The organism is Streptomyces sp. NPDC056883, assembly GCF_042788835.1.
Classification (GTDB): Bacteria; Actinomycetota; Actinomycetes; order Streptomycetales; family Streptomycetaceae; genus Streptomyces; species Streptomyces stoeckheimensis.
The window spans coordinates 63942-80741 of sequence record NZ_JBHUBS010000010.1; the positions used below are offsets into that span (position 1 = coordinate 63942).

Here is a 16800-nt window from a genome sequence, read left to right on the forward strand (position 1 = left end):
GAAAGGTACCAGGGGAGCATGGAATGAGGGGGGAGAGACGAAAGAAGGGGGGGGGGAGGGGGGGGCGACGCAAAAAGGAAACTAGTGACGGGGCGGCCGTCCCGTGGCGACGCCGCGGCTCAGGAGGCGGGCTGGTGCCCGCCGTTGTCCGGGTACGCCTCTTCGCGGTGGAAGCCGAGGGACCGCATGACGGGGAAATCGTTGAAGGAGAACAGGCAGGCGTCCTCGGACTCGTCGAGGTTGCGGTGCTCGTGCCAGGCCCACGAGGGGACGCAGAAGATGTCGCCCTGCTTCCACTCGAAGCGCTGCCCGGCGATCACCGAGACGCCGCGCCCCTTGGCCGCCGTGTAGATCACCGATCCGGTGTGGCGGTGGGCCAGGGTGGCCTGGCCCGGGCGCAGCAGCTGCATGTGGGCGCTCATGGTGGGCATGACCGAGCCGCCGGTCACCGGGTTGGTGTACTCCGCGATGACCCCGTCGTACGGGGAGCCCCCGGTGGCCCTGGCCAGACCGCGCAGGGCCTCGTAGGTCTGCTCCCAGGGGTAGGCCAGCAGCGGGGAGTAGGGGCGGGTCCACTTCTCGGAGCCGTACGGGAGCAGGTTCGCGGCGTAGGTCAGGACCGAGGAGTTCACCACCTTCCCGGGCTGCTGGTACAGCTCGGGATGCACCTCGTAGAACCCGGCGTCCAGGGCGTTGACCAGCGGGATGTCGAGGCCGTCCTGCCAGATCACCGGGGCGTCGGCGGCATCGTTGCCGTGCTCGTGCCAGGTGCCGTTCGGGGTGATGGCGAAGTCGCGCGGACCCACCTTCAGCTTCTGGCCGTCCACGATCGTCCACGCCCCGGTGCCCTCGTGCACGAAGCGCAGCGCCGCGGCCTGGTGGCGGTGGGCGGTCATGGCCTCCCCGGGACCCATGATCTGCAGGCCGGTGTAGAGGAGTCCGGCGGCGGCGCTGACGTCCCTGCGGCCGGGGTTGACCAGCATCACGACGCGGCGGCCCGCGTCGTCGGCCCGGACGAGGCCGAGCGCCTTGTGCACCAGGGGCCGCAGCTCCTCGTAACGCCACAGCACGGGAACGGACTTGGGCTGCGGGTACCAGGGCTCGATGTCGTTGGCCACCGTCCACAGCGCACCCGCTTCGAGGGCTTCGAGCTCGCCGTAGTAGGCGGTGAGTTCGGGGGTGTCGGAGACCCGGGCGCGGCCGAGTGCGGTGTCGTCCTGGTCGGTGGTCATGCGTCCTCCTCGGGGGTGGCGGCGGCCGGCAGGGCCGTGTGCGGGGCGGTGAAGGTGACCGGCGTGCGGGGCCGGTTGTCCACTTCGAGGCGGAAGACGTCGAAGCGGTTGTAGTGCCCGGTGATGTCGTGCATCTGCTTGGGCTGGATGCACCGGTTCAGGTCGATCTCGGCGTAGACGATGCCCTCGACGTCGACGAGCGGCTCCGTGACCGGGCGGCCGTCGGGCCCGAAGATGCCCGACAGGGCGCTGCGCGGCCGGGCGAACAGGGCCCGGACCGCCTCGTCCTCACCGGCGACCGCGTCGATGATCTCCGGGGAGACGGTGGAGCAGGCGACGACGGAGAAGACCTTGCCCTCGAAACTGTGAGCCGCGGTCCGGACGGCTATGGCCTCGGCCATGTCGTAGTCGGTGGGTGCCACGGGCAGGGCGATGTAGCAGGCCGCGTGCACCAGTTCGCCCTGGGCCAGGAGCGTGAAGCGGGCCAGGGTGTTGGTGTTCTCCCCGCACGCGAGGGCGCCGACCGGGCCGACGGGGGTCTGGTGGACGCGCAGGGAACTCCCGTCGCCGCCGGTCCAGGTGAGCTTCTCCGCCCAGGTGGGCACCAGCTTGCGGTGCACACCGAGCAGTTCGCCGTCGGGGCCGATGGTCAGCAGCGTGTTGTAGAGCACGCCCAGGCTGTGCGGGGCGCGTTCGTTGACGCCGATGACCAGCACGACCCCGTACTGGCGGGCCGCCGCGCGCAGGGTGTCCACGTGCGGTCCGGGCACGTCGATGGACGCGCGCTGCAGGCGCTCGAACCAGGGCGAGCCCTGGACCGGGTTCATCGTCCAGTTCCAGTACGGGTAGCCCGGGACGAACGCCTCCGGGAAGACGACGAGTTCGGCGCCCTTCCCGGAGGCCTCCGCGATCAGGGCGACGGCCTTGTCGACGGTGGCGGCGGGATCGAGGTAGACGGGAGCGGCCTGGACGGCGGCCGCGGTGAAACGGGGCAGGCCGTTCGGGGGAGGGATGTCACGGATGTTCATGGGTTCTCGGCCGTTCCGTTCAGAGGGCCGGCGCGGCGACGCGCGGCAGCCATCGCTGGTGCACCGGTGCGGCGGGCTGCCGCAGCAGTTCGAGGCGCGGCGGCACCCGGTCGGTGCGCGCGGCCGGCGGCCGCGCGCTGCCGGCCCGCCAGGACCGCGCCCACGGCGCGGCCGGCCCGCGGTACCCCTGGGCCACGGCCGCGTGCAGGGTCCACAGGGGGTCATGGAGCTGGGCGCGGCCCACCGCGCACAGGTCGGCGCGGCCCGCCAGGATCACCGAGTTCACGTCGTCGTAGGTGGAGATCGCACCGACGGCGATGGTCGCCACCCCCGTGGTGTTGCGGATCAGGTCCGCGTACGGGGTCTGGTAACTGCGGCCGAAGGACGGCCGCTCGTGGGCGACGACCTCACCGGTCGACACGTCGATCGCGTCGGCCCCCGCCGCGGCCAGGGCGCGCGCGATGTGCACCGCGTCCGCCTCGTCGAGGCCCCCCTCGGCCCAGTCGGCGGCCGAGACGCGGACCAGGAGGGCCTTCCCCGCCGGCCACACCGCGCGTACCGCGCCCAGCACTTCGAGCGGGAAGCGCAGCCGGCCCGCCACCGGACCGCCGTACTCGTCGGTGCGCCGGTTGGTCAGCGGGGAGAGGAACCCGGACATCAAATGGCCGTGCCCGTACTGGAGTTCCAGCACGTCGAAGCCGGCCCGGTCGGCGCGCTCGGCCGCGCGCACGAAGTCCCGTACGACCAGGTCCATATCGGCGCGGGTCGCCTCGCGGGGGACCTGGCCGTTCTCGTCCCAGGGCAGCGGGGAGGCGGCCAGCAGCGGCCCGCCGGCGGCCCGCCGGCCCGCGTGGGTGAGCTGGATGCCGAGGCAGGTGTCGGACTGGCCGTGCGCGAAGGAGGTGATCCGCCGCCAGGCGGCCTCCTGCTCGTCGGTCCACAGACCGGGGCAGCCCGCATCGGTCCGGCCGTCGGCGCTGACCGCCGTCATCCCGGCGATGACCAGGGCCGCGCCACCGAGGGAGTGGGTGCCCAGGTGGACGAGGTCGAACTCGCCCGGGACTCCGTCGACGGCCGTGGACAGGGCCATCGGGGGGACGACGATCCGGTTGCGCAGGCGCAGGCCGCCGATCCGGAACGGCCGGAACATGGGCGGGACCGGCGCCGAGGCGTTGACGGCGGTGGTGAACTCCTCGTCGCGCACCCGCAGGTTGTCGTAGGTGACCCGGCGGCTGCGGGTCAGCAGGTTGAAGGCGAACTGGTGCGGGTCCTGGCCGGTGTACCGGTCGATGTTCTCGAACCACTCCAGGCTGGCCTGCGCCGCCCGCTGCGTGGACTCCACCACCGGCCTGCGCTCGTCCTCGTAGGCGGCCAGCGCGCTCTCCACGTCGGGGTGCTCGTGCAGGCAGGCGGCCAGCGCGAGGGCGTCCTCCATGGCGAGCTTGGTGCCGGAGCCGATGGAGAAGTGGGCCGTGTGCGCGGCGTCCCCGAGCAGCACGGTGTTGCCGTGCCGCCAGGTGCGGTTGCGCACGGTGGTGAAGCGCAGCCACTTGGAGTTGTTGGGGATGAGCCGGTGGCCGTCCAGGTGCCCGGCGAGGATCTCCTCGCAGCGGCGGATCCCCTCCTCGTCACTGGCGCCGGGCGCGAGGTCCGGGCCGGCGGACCCGGCGAAGCCGCCGCGCTGCCAGGTGTCCTCGTCCATCTCGACGATGAAGGTGGAACGGGTGTCGTCGTACGGGTACGCGTGCACCTGGAGCGTGCCGAAGTCCCGCTCCTCGACGATGAAGGTGAAGGCCTCGAAGACCTTGTCGGTGCCGAGCCACATGTAGCGGCCCGCGCGCTCGTCGAGATCGGCGCCGAAGGTGTCGGCGTAGGCGGCCCGGGTGGCCGAGCGCACACCGTCGCAGGCGACCACCAGGTCGTATTCGGCGGCCAGTTGCTCCGGCGGAGGAGCCAGAGTGCGGTAGCGGACGTCCACCTCCAGGGCGGCGCAGCGTTCCTGGAGGATCTGCAGCAGCCGGCGGCGGCCCAGCGCGGCGAAACCGTGCCCGCCGGAGGTGAGGGTCCGGCCGCGGTGGCGTACGTCGATGTCGCTCCAGCGGGCGAACTCCGCCGACATCGCGGCGTGGACGGCGGGATCGGCCTGGGCGATGCCGTCGAGGGTCTCGTCGGAGAAGACCACCCCGAAGCCGAAGGTGTCGTCGGGCGCGTTGCGCTCCCAGACGGTCACCTCCCAGTGCGGGGAGATCTGCTTGGCCAGGGCGGCGAAGTACAGGCCGCCCGGCCCGCCTCCGATGACTGCTATGCGCACGGGGCGCCTCCTCGGTTGTTCTCGATCAGTTCGGGGGCCTGCCGTCCGGCCTTCGTGAGGACCTCGCGGACCTCGGCCGGCCAGGGGGTGGTCCCGGTCGCACGGGCGGCGGAGTGGGCGATGACCATGCGGCCGGTGGCGGCCACCGTGCCGTCCGCGCCTGCCGCGCCGTCCGTGTCCACCGCGCCTGCCGGGCCCGGCTCGCCGCGCACGGTGAAGGCGTAGTGGAGGGAGCTCGCTCCGACCTTGGTGACCCGCAGCTCGGTCCGCACGGCCTCGCCGAACCAGAGCCGGGCCCGGTAGTCGGCCTCGAAGTGGACGCGGGGCGTGCTGCCGAAGAGGTGCGACAGGCCCAGACGGCGCAGCAGCACGGCCTCGGCCGCTTCGACCCAGCGGATCACGGTGGAGTGGTGGTAGTGGCCCGCCGCGTCGGTGTCGGTCCACTCGACCCGGCGCTCGACGACGACGCTGGGCAGGTGCGGCACCTGCGCCTCGGGGCACCCGGCGGCGCACCCGCCGTCATCCGTGGCCGTGGAGGCGGGGGCGGAGGTGGCGGCGGCTTCGGCCGGTCGATCTCCCCGGGCGCGCAGTTCGCCGCGCCGGAGCTTGCCGGTCTCCGTACGGGGGAGCTCGGTGACGAACTCCACCGCACGCGGGTACTTGAACGGCGCGATGGCCGCCTTGACGTGCTCCTGGAGCTCGCGGACGGTCTCCGGGGCGGCCGGGACGCCCGCGCGCAGGACCACGTACGCCTTGACGAGCATGCCGCGCCGCTCGTCGGGGACCCCGACGACACCGCAGTCCGCCACGAACGGGTGGTCGGTCAGCGCCTTCTCGACCTCGGGTCCCGCGATGTTGTACCCCGAGGAGACGATCATGTCGTCGCTGCGGGCCACGTACCAGAAGTAGCCCTCGGCATCGCGGACGTAGGTGTCGCCCGTGATGTTCCAGCCGCCGCGGACGTACGTGGACTGGCGCGGGTCGTCCAGGTAGCGGCAGCCGGTGGGTCCGGTGACGGCCAGGAGGCCGGGCTGCCCGTCGGGAACGGGCACCCCGTTCCCGTCCACCACCGCGGCCCGGTACCCCGGGACGGGCCGGCCCGTGGATCCGGGACGGATGTCCTCGTCGGCCGCGGAGATGAACACGTGCAGCATCTCGGTGGCGCCGATGCCGTCGATGATGCGCAGCCCGGTGGCGGCGTGGAACTCCTCCCACACGGCCGCGGGCAGGGGTTCGCCCGCCGAGACGCAGCGGCGCAGACCGGCCAGCCGGTCTGCCGCACCCGCGGCCAGGATGGCGCGGTAGGCGGTGGGCGCGGTGAACAGGACGGTCACCCCGTGCTCGGCGACGAGGTCGGCCAACTGCCCCGGCGTCGCGGTCTCGACGAGCAGGGTGGCGGCCCCGACGCGCAGGGGGAAGACCACCAGACCGCCCAGCCCGAAGGTGAACGCGAGCGGCGGGGTTCCGGTGAACACGTCGTCGGACTGCGGTCGCAGCACGTGCCGGGAGAAGGTGTCCGCGTTGGCGAGCACGTCCCGGTGGAAGTGCAGGGTCGCCTTGGGGCGCCCGGTGGTGCCGGAGGTGAAGGCGATCAGGGCCACGTCGTCCGCGGCGGTGTCCACGGTGGTGAAGACACCGTCCTTGGCCGAGCAGCGGACCGTGAGGTCGTCCTCGCCGGGGCCGCCGTACGCGATCACCCGCGGGGCGGTGTACTCGGCGGAGCCGTCGGCGCGGGCCGCGGCGGCCGCGGCCCCTTCGATTTCTCCGAGGTAGCGGGCGTCGCACAGGGCGACGGCCGGGCGGCTGATCTCGCACAGCGCGGCGAGCTCCGCGGCGCGCAGCAGCGGCACCGTGGTGACGGCGACTCCGCCGGCCTTGAGCACGCCGAACCAGGCGGCGACGAGCCAGGGGTTGTTCGGGCCGCGCAGCAGTACGCGGTTCCCGGGGAGCAGGCCCAGGTCCTCGGTGAGCACCTGGGCGACCTGGTTGGCACGGTGGAGCAGTTCGCCGTACGTCCAGCGCTCTTCGGTGGTCAGCAGACAGGGGCGGTCGGGCCCCCAGCGCTCGACGGCGTCGTCGAGGAGGCTGTGGGCGCAGTTGAGCCGGTCCGGATAGTCCAACTCCGGCAGGTCGAAGTGGAGTTCGGGCCAGAGGTCGAACGGCGGAAGCCGGTCGCGGCAGAAGGTATCGGCGTGCGCCGAAGGGGAGAGCTCCATGGGGCGGCACCTCAATCAGGGAGCAGCGGGGGAGATGGGGCAAGTATCTCGATAATTTGGCGGGCGTCAATTCCTCGCGATATTTCTGTGAGGTCGGTCGCTCCTCCGGCGCCTCCCCGGCGGCCCCCCTCGCCCCCTCCCGGACCCCTTTTAGGGCCCCCGGTCAGCGCCGGCGTTCGTGCCGACCGGCGGGTCAGGCGGCCGGCACGCGCACCCGTACGGACTTGCCGAACTCGTCGGCCCGGACGCTGAGTCGACCGCCGGCCTCGGTGGCCATCAGGTGCACGATCAGCAGGCCGCGCCCGCTCTCGGCGTCCTGGTCCACCTCGTCCCGCGGGTGCGGCAGCCGGGGCAGCGGGGAGGCGCCGTCGGCGACCTCGAGCTGGAGCCACCCCCCTCGCAGGGAGACCTCGACGCGCAGGCGGCCCGCGCCGGCGGCGTGCAGGACGACGTTCCCGACGAGCTCGCTCGCGGCCAGCAGGAGGACGTCCGCGATCTCGGCGGCTATGTCCCAGCCCTCGAGGATCGAGCGCACGCGGGAGCGGATCAGGGGGACCGTCGCCGCAGTGGGCTCCGCGGCCCAGCGGCCGAAGCCGCGGGCCCGCGGGGCGGTCGTGGAGCCCGGGGTGTCGGGGTCGGCCGGGGCGTCCGGATCGGCGACGGGCGGGCCGGCGGGCCGGATCGCGGGCCGGGCGGTGGGGGGCGTGGAGGTGAGCATGGCGTGCTCCCGGAGGGGAAGGCGACGACATTCGCGCGGTGGCTCGTGTAACTGCCGGGGAACTGAGGCTGCCCGTGCTCTTGTGGTCTGCGGAAACGCGTCGCTAGAGTCGTGATTACACGTGTAACACGCTAAGCCTCCTCCACGGCCCGCGCAAGCATTTCGGACATACGTTACGAAGCCTTGTCCGTCCTGCTCGCGCGGCCGCGGCCGGACCCACAGACCCGCACCTGGACCCGTCGGCCCCCCGGGCCGAGCAGATTGGAAGGGCCGCAATGACGCAATCGCCCCCCGCCGCGATCGATACGGCGGACATGACCTGGCCGCCGCCGCCGTTCCGGACCCCCGTGTCCGCCGTCGTGGACGCGGACGGGGTCCGCCGCTTCGAGGGGATCACCTACGCGACCTCGCCCGGCTACCGCCCCCGGCTGCTCGACGTCCGGGTGCCCGCCGGTGAGGGGCCCTTCCCGGCGGTGGTGTGGATCCACGGCGGCGGCTGGCTGGACGGCGACCGGCGCTATCCGCCGCCGACCGTGCCCGTCGAGCTGCTGCACGGCTCGGTGCTGGCGGCGGGGCTGGCCCTCGTCTCGATCGACTATCGGCACAGCCTCGAGGCCCCGTTCCCGGCCCAGCTGCACGACGTGAAGGCCGCGATCCGCTACGTCCGGCAGTTCGCCTCCGAACTGGGCGTCGACCCGGCCCGGATCGGGGTCTGGGGCGAGTCCGCAGGCGGCCACCTCGCGGCCCTCGCCGGCGTCGTCGGCCCGGCCACCCCGGACGTCGAGGCGCTGGAGGGCACGCACGGAGTGGGCGCCGGCGACACCGCCGTACGCGCCGTCGTCGACTGGTACGGGGTCTCCGACCTGGTCACCCTCTCCGAGCACCCCATGCCGGCGTTCCCGCCGCTGCCGGGCGGAGTAGAGTTCCCCGACCCGTACGAAGCCCTGCTCGGCGCGTCCGTCGCCGAACGCCCGGAGCTGGCGCGGGCCGCGAGCCCGGTCACGTACGCGGTCGAGGGATCCGACCCGCCGCCGTTCCTCCTGATCCACGGCACCCTCGACGGACTGGTTCCGTACAGCCAGAGCGAGGAACTCGCCGCGGCCCTCGCGAAGGCGGGTGGCGAGGTCGTCCTGACCCCCGTGGAAGGTGCCGACCACATCTTCCTCGGCTCGCCCGACATCGGCCGCATCGTCGCCGACAGCGTGGCCTTCCTCGCCCGCCACCTGGGGGCCTGAGGCCCCGTAGCAGGCGAAAGGACGGCACCTTGAAGATGCCGCCGCCGTCACCCGCCCGGTTCTTGGTGATGGTGTTCTCCTCCAGCGTGGTGGTGCCCAGCCCCGCGGGTCCCCCGGCGTGGTACAGACCGCCCCCCTGCGCGGTGCCGTCCTTCGCGGTGACCGTGTTCCGGAGAACCTTGTTGCGCTTGGCCGTAAGGGTGCCTCCGTCGGGGTTGTCGAGGCCGCCGCCCTGAGCCGTACCGTTCGGTGCGTCGACAGTGTTGCCTGTGATGTGGCTGTCGGTCAGGTCGAGGGTGCCGAAGGGGCCCACGCGGACGCCACCACCGCGGGCGGTTCCGCCCTCGGCGATGGCCCGGTTGCCGCTGATCTTCACTTTGCTCACGGTCATCAGGCCGTTGTTCGCGATGCCGCCGCCCTGGCCGACACCGTGCGGAGCATCCGATGTGTTGTCGCTGATGGCGCCGCCGGTCACGGTCAGCTTGCCGGGGGCCGGAATGCCGTTGGAGACGGCGGCACGCGCGAATCCGCCCGGGGCGAAGGCCCGGTTCTTGCTGACGACCGTGTCCTCGACCGTCGTCTCGGCGAAGCTGATGATCCCGGCCGCGAAGGCGGTGCTCTGGGTGTCCTTGGTGACGGTCGCGGTGTTCCCGGTCAGCCGGGAGCGGGTGACCGTCAGCGGACCGTCGTTCGCGATGCCGCCGCCGGCGGCGCCGCCACCGGTTTCGCTCCCGCTGTAGATGACGTGGTTTCCGGTGACTTCGGTCTCGCTCACGCTCCCGGTGCCGGGGCTGTCGATGCCGCCGCCCTGGGCGAACACCTCGGACCGGGCTGTGTTGCCGGTGAATTTGCTGTGGGTCACCTTCATCGTTCCGGTGTTGGAGATGCCGCCACCGCAGGCCAGGCCCGGGGGGTCGGGGAAGGCGGGGCAGTCCGTGGCGAAGCCGCCGCTGACCGTCGTGTGGGTGAGCGAGAGGTTTCCGGCAGGTCCGACGAAGAGGATCCGGAACTTGGGCACCTCGTGCCCGCGATCGTCCCGTTTGACGGTGGCCCCTTGCCCGTCGATGGTGATCTCACTGGTGATCACCGGCAGACCGTTGCCAGGGTTCACAGGGTCCGGCGCCGTCAGCTTGTACGTGCACTTGCGCGCCAACCGGAGCGTGTCCGGCCCCGGTGAGCTGTTGGCGGTGTTGATCGCCGCGACGAGATCCGGGACCGAGCAGCGAACCTGCACCATGGCGGCGTGAGCGGCCGGGACGGGGACCGCCACCAGCGCGCCCGCCACCAGGCCGAGGACGGCCGGGACATGCCGACGAGACATCGAAGACTCCTCCTGCTGCGGTGTAGGCCGGCAGAGGACCGCAACCAGCCGAGCCCAGCCGACCACGCGCACCCGCCGTCGGCTTCCCGGCTTGATCCATACAGGCGGGCGGACACCCCCGGACGGGGCACGAAGGCGTGCGAACGGGCCAAGGAGCGCGTCGGGAGGTGACAGGCCCTCAGGCGGCCGTGAGGTGACAGGACCTCAGGAGGTACACCGCATCAAGGGGTCAGGAGGTCTCGCGCTGGACCAGGATCGCCTCTATGTCGGGTACGGGCGCCGTGGTGCCCGATTCGACCAGCTCGTGCACGGCGTCGGCGACCATGGCCGGCGAGGCCAGATCCAGGCGGATGGAGGTCAGCGGGGGTTCCTGGAGCGAGGAGAGGACCAGGTCGTCGGAGCCCACGACCGCCACGTCCTGCGGTACGGCGATCCCCTCGGCCCGCAGCGCGTGGAGGAGCAGGGCGGCGTACTCGTCGTTGTACGCGAACACGGAGTCCAGCCCGAGGCTCCGCCAGCGCCGGGCCAGCGCGGTCGCGGACTCCCGGGTGTACGAGAGCTCCACCGGGGTCACGGTGGCCATGTGGCGGGCGGCGACGGATTCGGCGCCGGCGAGCCGCGGCCCGGCGAACAGGCCCAGGCCGCGTTCCTGGGGCATGACCACGCCGATACGGGTCCGGCCGCGCGCGATCAGGTGCTCGGCGGCGGTGGCGCCGATGAGGGCGTGGTCGAAGCCGATGGTGTGCACGCCCGGTACGGGGCGGGCCGCGAAGGCGATCAGCCCCCGCACCCCGGCGCGCCGCAGCAGCTCGGCGGCCTGCGCGGTGAGGCGGTCGCCGTCGAGGGCGATGACGGCCGCCGGACGCAGTTCGGCCCAGGCGCGGGCGGCGTCGAGGGGATCGGTGAAGCGCCCCGCGTGGAGGACCGCGGTGTAGCCGTGCCGGTCCAGTTCGCTGTGCAGGTCGTCGACCCAGTCGCTGACGAGGCGGCCGACCGCGGAGATCGACGAGGGCATCAGGACGAGGTTGCTGCGGCCGGCCCGCAGCGACCGGGCCGCGGCGTGCGGGACGTAGCCGAGCTGCCGGGCGGCGTCGAGGACGCGCGCGCGGGCGGCTTCGCCGACGCGGTGGCCCTGGGTGTCGTTGAGGACGAAGGAGACCGTGGCGCGGGACACCCCGGCGAGGCGGGCCACGTCGGCGCTGGTCGGGGACGCCGGGACGGGAGTGTCTTTGGCCATGACGTCGATCGACGCTCCTTTTGATCGGCTCGATGCCTTCCCTTCGAAGGTTACACGAGTTAGATCAAGGGAGCGCCGGGCCGCCCGAATGGGCGGGACGCTTCCGGGGGCCTGGCGGGACGGGTCTACTCGGGCCGGGCGAGCGCCCCCTCGTGCAGGCGCAGGGAGTCCCCGGCGAGATCGTCGAGCGCGGTGACCACCGAGTCGAAGCGCATCGTGGTGCGGGTGTCCTTCTCGTACGGGTTCCAGGTCGGCATGTCCGGATGGTTCGGGTCGCCGGTACGGGCGAAGGCGATCCAGGCCTCGTGCATGGTGTGCGCGAGTCCGTCCCGGACGGCGGGGTCGAGCCCGGCCGTCAGGGGTGAGTGGGCCCACTGGTCGAAGTTGGCGAAGGCGAAGGGCAGTTCGAGGCAGTGGGCGGCCCCGAGCCGGCCGTCGTAGGCGGCCGCGGGGAGGTCGAACTGGTAGGCCCACACGGGACGGCCCGCCGCGGCCCGCGCTTCGGCCAGCCGGAGGGCGGGTACGCGGAACAGCTCGTCGGTGATGAGGTCCATCAGGACGCCGGCCGGCCCGTTCCCCGGCCGGGCGCGCTCGTACGCCGCGTAGACGCCGGGGGCGGCTTCGGGGCCGAAGGTGTCCGCGATCCGGGCGGTCACCTGTTCCCTGTCGGCGGCGCCGTAGGCCTCGTTCAGCGCGAATCCGAAGTTGGCCTCTTCGCGGGTCCATCCGATCATCACGTCGATGTCCGCGGCGGCGCCGTGCAGCAGGGCCTGCGCCGGGTGGCGGGGCAGGGTGACGCCGTCGACCACGGGCAGGAACGGCGTGGGCCAGTACCCCCACCGCGTCGTCCGGGCGAAGAGCCCGCCCATGGCCCCGATCAGCTCGGGCCAGGGCACGGCGCGCAGCTCGGCCAGGGTCTTGACCCCGGCGAGCTCCAGGTACGCGGCGGTGCGCTCCCGGTAGGCGTCGGGCGCGGGGAGGTCCAGACCGAACGGCGGGCTCATCAGGATCACCCGGCGGATCAGCTCCCGGGCCTCGGGCAGTCCGGCGAGGGCGGCGGTGGACACGGCGCCGCCCGACTGGCCGGCGACGGTGATCGAGTCCGGGTCGCCGCCGAAGGCGGAGATGTTCTCCCGTACCCAGCGCAGCGCGGCGAGCTGGTCGGTCAGCCAGTGGTTGGCGCCGGTGCCGTCCGGCTCGTCCTCGGTGCCGGTGCCGGTGCCGGTGCCGGTGTAGAGGTAACCGAGCGGCCCGATGCGGTAGTTGATGCTGACGACGACAAGGTCGCCGTCGCGGGAGAAGGTCGCGCCGGAGTAGTTGGGCAGCGACCCGGAGCCGGAGACGAAGCCGCCGCCGTGGATCCAGAGCAGCACCGGCCGCCGGGCGTCGTCGACGGCGGGAGTCCAGATGTCGAGGGTCAGGCAGTCCTCGTCGAAGGGTGGCGAACCGTGCCCGCCGAGGACGGGGTCGCCGCCCTCCATGTACATCTGCGGGGCGCTGGGCCCGTCGGCGGTCGCGTCCCGGGTGCCGCTCCAGCCCGGATGCGGCCGCGCGGGCCGCCACCGCAGCTCGCCGACCGGGGGTGCGGCGTAGGGCACGGCCCGGAAGACGGCGAGCCCGTCCTCGAACGCGCCGCGGAGCGGGCCCGCGGGCGGATGTGCCACGGGGTGGTCGGGTCCTGGGGTGGGTGCCATGAGTCGATCCTTCCTGGGTCGCGCGCCGAACGCGCGCCGACCCGTCGAGGTTATGCCGCGAAATCTGCGACCGTCAATGTTGCGCGATAGCGGGACTGGTCGATGGGTGGCCCGTCGGCGGGGCCGGACCGCCTGGAGGACGCGGATGGCCCGGAGTGGCATGGTGCTTCGCTCGGAAAGGCAGCTCTCCGCGCATTGCCGTGCGGAACAATGCTCGGCATGACGACTTGAAGAGCACCGGCCGGGCGGCAGCATTGGCGGAAGGTCGGGACGCGGGACACGATCCTCGACGCTGGTCGACACGTGTGTGCCGCCTGCGGAACGCCCGTCTGCTCGTACCAGTACCGCTTCCATCCGCCCGAATCCTCGATGTTCGAGCGCTGCATCGGACTGGTCTGGTGCTCCGGCTGCAGGGTCTACTCCGGCAACATGGTTCACGTGCCGCGCAAGCGGGTCCTGGTCGACCTCTTGGCCTCGCTGCCTCCTGAGCAGCGAGATCGAATCCTTCGTTCGGAGACGCGGACGGTCGAGTTCCTGGACCGTCAGGTCCGAGGAGGCCGAGGAGGCCGAGGAGGCCGAGGAGGCCGAGGCTAGGGCTCGGACGGGCAGTGCTGTGCGCCCAGGCCCCCTCCGACGGGGCCCGCGCGGCCCGTCGGAGGGGCGCCCGGGCCGGACCGGGCTGGCCCTCGCGGAGGTCCGTCACATCCAGAGGGTGTCGGACGCCATGCGTTCCGCCTCCGTTTCCAGCAGGGGTGCGAACGCCCGCCACAGGAGCAGGCAGGCCCCCACGGCGGCCAGCGCGCCGGCGAAGGTGTCGCTCAGCCATTGGGCGTGCTGCCAGGTGCGGCTCCACATCATGGCGCCCGTGTAGCCCGCGCCGAACAGCCACCACCAGCGCCGGCCGCCGGGCGGGAACAGCACCACCGCGGCGGCGATCACCAAGGCCACCGCGCTGAAGACCTGACCGGACGGGTACGAGCCGTCGTTGACCAGGGTCCAGGTGTGCGGGGGCCGCGGGCGGTCGGCCAGCTGCTTGAGCGGGAGGACCAGGAGCACGTTGGCCAGGACGGTCGTGGTGAAGACGAAGAGCGCCGACCGCCAGCGCCCGTACATGCACAGGCAGCCCATCAGCAGCAGCGGTACGACCGTGCCCAGCGGCCCTCCCAGGCGGTCGAGCACCGTGGCGAACCCGCTGGCGGTGTCGGCGGGCGACCCCTGGAGCGAAGCGGCCCAGGCGTCGTCGAGGCCTTGGAAGAAGGGCCGTTCGTCCAGGCGGAGGAGCAGCCCCGTGAGCACGGACAGCAGGGTCAGGGCCACACCCCCGGCGAGGGCGTACCGGGGCGGAGGTGCGGGGACGGGCCGCCGGGGCGGCCGGGTGGGGATCGGAGGCGGGGTGAGGGCGCGATCGGGGAAACCGGGGAAGCCGGACACGGAGGAACCTTTCGCGGCCGCCTCCCCGGGGCGATGGGGGAGCGAGGGGAGGCGGCGAACGGGCGCGAAGCGCGGGGAGGGCGGAAGGAGGGGGCGGGGGCGGAAGCGCCGACGGGCGCGTGCGGAGGGGATGAGCGGAGCTGTGCGGCGGCTGCGCGCCGAGGGCGGCGTACGGAGCCGTTCCGATTCGCCCGAGCTCGCGGGGTTCCCGGCAGCCCGGCGGGCAGCCCGAACCGTCGGGGGTGGCCCGAGGTGGTCGAGTCGCCGCGGGGCGCGTCGCCCGCGGGCATGCCGGCGGGGCGGTCGGGCGCAGGGGCGGGTGGGTCCGCCGGGGTGCGGCGGTGCGGTGCGGAGTATTGCGGAAGCGTGACCGTCGCCACAAGGGCAAGAGGGTTCTCGGTCGGGCTGGACCCGCGAGGAGGCCGTATTTGGTTGGTTACACGTGATCGACCTGGACTTCGTCTAGGGGTCACGATCTGTACGGAGACCTGCGCCAACCCTTGGCGAGACCGGGGAACGAGTGCTACACAGTGTCCAAGCACCTGAAGTGACACGTGTAACAACGGCATTCCGGCATCGTGTCGCTGCATGGCGTCACACGGCACGGCGCCACACCGCACGGCGCCGGGCCACGCACCGCAGGGCACCCGCACCCCGCACCCCCGCCTCACACAGCACCGCATCCCCATCGCACCGCACCGCAGGCACCGCACGCACCGCACCGAGCAATCGCACCGCGTCAGCCGCCTCGCACCCGGCGCGGCATTCCCCCGGCGGCGCCCTCGTGCGCGACAGCACCCCGGCGTCGCCGCCCTCCCCGTGCACCGCACCGGCGGTCCCCCCACGCCACCTCCCCGCTCCGTCCCCGAGGAGTCGTCATGGCTACGAACGAGATCATCGACCCGCCCGTCCCGGCGGATCCCGAACCCTCCCGCGGACGCGGGCTCCTGCTCCTCCTCCTGGTCGCGAACTCCGCGATGATGGCCGTCTACATGGGTGTCGGCTCCGTCCTCCTGCCCACCCAGATCGCCGCGATCGCCGGCGACGACAAGGTGGCCGTGCTGGGCCTGATCGGCGGCATCAGCGCGATCTTCGCGACCGCCTTCAACCCGATCGCCGGCGCCCTCTCCGACCGCAGCGGCCGCCGCAACCCCTGGGTGCTGGGCGGTGCCATCGGCTCGCTGGTGGGCCTCGCCGTCGTCGGCAGCGTCAGTACCGCCCTGCTCGTCGGCATCGGCTGGTGCCTGGTCCAGGCGACCATGAACATCTACCAGGCCGCCGTCACCGCGATCGTGCCCGACCGGGTGCCCGCCGCCCGCCGCGGTACCGCGTCCGCGCTGGTGGGACTCGGTCTGCCCATCGGCGGCACGGTCGGCGTGCTGATCGCCTCCCAGACCTCGGAGCACCTGCGCACCGGCTACCTCGTCTTCGGCGGGGTCATCGCCGGCGCCGCGCTGCTGCTCACCACCTTCTGCCGGGACGTACCGAGATCCGAGCCCGACCCGGACGCGCCGGCCGCCCCCAAGGGGGCCCAGCTCAAGGCCTTCCTGTCGGCGCTCGCCAACCACGACTTCCGGTGGGCCTTCATCGGGCGCGCCCTGATGGTCCTCGGGTACTTCTCGGTGGTCGGATACCAGCTCTACATTCTCGGCGACCACATCACGCTCCCCGCAGGGCTGACCCCGCCCGCCGCGATGGCGATCCTCACCCCGGTGTCGATGGTCGCGATGGCCGTCTCCACGGTGGTCGGCGGATTGCTGTCCGACCGCTGGAACCGCCGCAAGGTGTTCGTCGGCGTCTCGGCGGCCCTCGCCGGACTGGTCATGGTGGTCCCCGTCGTCAGTCCGACGTGGACGGGCATGCTCGTCTTCAGCGCGCTCAACGGTCTGGCCTTCGGATGCTTCATGGCCGTCGACACCGCACTCGTCACCCTGGTGCTGCCCCGGGCCGAGGATGCCGCCCGTGACATGGGCGTACTGAACATCGCCAACGCGGGGCCCCAGATCATCGCCCCGTTCGTCGCCTCCGCCGTGGTCACCACCCTGGGCGGGTACACCCCGCTGTTCCTGGTGGGCGGCGCGCTCTCGCTGATCGGCGCCCTCGCGATCCTCCCCATCCGCAGCGTGCGCTGATCCGACCGGGTCCGGCAAGGGTCCCGCCCGGGTCCCGTCCGGGTCCCGCACCGGTCGCGTACGGATCCCTGCACCCCCGGGTCGCCTTCGACCTCCGGGCCGCCCCTCCCGGGCGGCGGCCCGGTCCGCACTCCGGCGGGGTCGCGCCGAGGGTCGCGGGCCCGCCGAGGCACACCCCCCCCCACCCCCAACCAGGTCCCAATTTTCCCTCCCTCTCCAAAAGAGGGTTCCATGCAAAGAAAAAG

10 protein-coding genes and 1 pseudogene are annotated in these 16800 nt (G+C 72.8%); 2 read left to right on the forward strand and 9 right to left on the reverse strand.

The features are described from left to right. Positions 1-119: 119 nt before the first annotated feature. From ACFRU2_RS23840 to ACFRU2_RS23865, 6 genes and pseudogenes are all read right to left on the reverse strand, one after another. Entirely contained in the window at positions 120-1232 is a 1113-nt protein-coding gene (locus ACFRU2_RS23840; protein WP_382975328.1) for a cupin domain-containing protein, read from the reverse strand. Further along, positions 1229-2260, reverse strand: coding sequence for a carbon-nitrogen hydrolase family protein (locus tag ACFRU2_RS23845; protein ID WP_382975330.1), 1032 nt, complete (start codon positions 2258-2260; stop codon positions 1229-1231). The genes ACFRU2_RS23840 and ACFRU2_RS23845 overlap by 4 nt, the downstream gene beginning before the upstream one ends. Positions 2261-2279: 19 nt before the next feature. Further along, positions 2280-4571, reverse strand: coding sequence for an FAD-dependent monooxygenase (locus tag ACFRU2_RS23850; protein WP_382975333.1), 2292 nt, complete (start codon positions 4569-4571; stop codon positions 2280-2282). Then, the gene (locus tag ACFRU2_RS23855; RefSeq protein WP_382975762.1) at positions 4562-5056 is read right to left on the reverse strand and encodes an acyl-CoA thioesterase; all 495 of its coding nucleotides are present in this window, start codon (positions 5054-5056) and stop codon (positions 4562-4564) included. Before ACFRU2_RS23855 ends, ACFRU2_RS23850 begins: the two co-directional genes overlap by 10 nt. Before the next feature lie 90 nt (positions 5057-5146). Continuing rightward, positions 5147-6787: pseudogene (locus tag ACFRU2_RS23860) on the reverse strand (AMP-binding protein); the annotation flags it as partial. A 193-nt stretch (positions 6788-6980) separates the two neighbouring features. Further along, positions 6981-7505 carry an ATP-binding protein gene (locus ACFRU2_RS23865; RefSeq protein ID WP_382975336.1) on the reverse strand — a complete coding sequence of 175 codons (525 nt, stop codon included), beginning with the start codon at positions 7503-7505 and terminating at the stop codon, positions 6981-6983. 275 nt (positions 7506-7780) lie between these two features. Here ACFRU2_RS23865 and ACFRU2_RS23870 point away from each other — a divergent pair, with 275 nt between their 5' ends. After that, positions 7781-8740 carry an alpha/beta hydrolase fold domain-containing protein gene (locus tag ACFRU2_RS23870; RefSeq protein ID WP_382975339.1) on the forward strand — a complete coding sequence of 320 codons (960 nt, stop codon included), beginning with the start codon at positions 7781-7783 and terminating at the stop codon, positions 8738-8740. 1550 nt (positions 8741-10290) lie between these two features. On the opposite strand, the gene ACFRU2_RS23875 is transcribed toward ACFRU2_RS23870, so the two are convergent. The 3 genes from ACFRU2_RS23875 to ACFRU2_RS23885 form a co-directional block, all read right to left on the reverse strand. Beyond that, entirely contained in the window at positions 10291-11298 is a 1008-nt protein-coding gene (locus ACFRU2_RS23875) for a LacI family DNA-binding transcriptional regulator (protein WP_382975341.1), read from the reverse strand. A gap of 125 nt (positions 11299-11423) precedes the next feature. Next, positions 11424-12992, reverse strand: coding sequence for a carboxylesterase/lipase family protein (locus tag ACFRU2_RS23880; protein ID WP_382975344.1), 1569 nt, complete (start codon positions 12990-12992; stop codon positions 11424-11426). Positions 12993-13691: 699 nt separating this feature from the next. After that, positions 13692-14423, reverse strand: coding sequence for a phosphatase PAP2 family protein (locus tag ACFRU2_RS23885; RefSeq protein WP_382975346.1), 732 nt, complete (start codon positions 14421-14423; stop codon positions 13692-13694). 878 nt (positions 14424-15301) lie between these two features. On the opposite strand from ACFRU2_RS23885, the gene ACFRU2_RS23890 reads away from it, so the two are divergent. Next, positions 15302-16555: an MFS transporter gene (locus ACFRU2_RS23890; RefSeq protein WP_382975349.1), complete on the forward strand. Its 1254-nt coding sequence runs from the start codon at positions 15302-15304 to the stop codon at positions 16553-16555. The last annotated feature ends 245 nt before the right edge of the window (positions 16556-16800 follow it).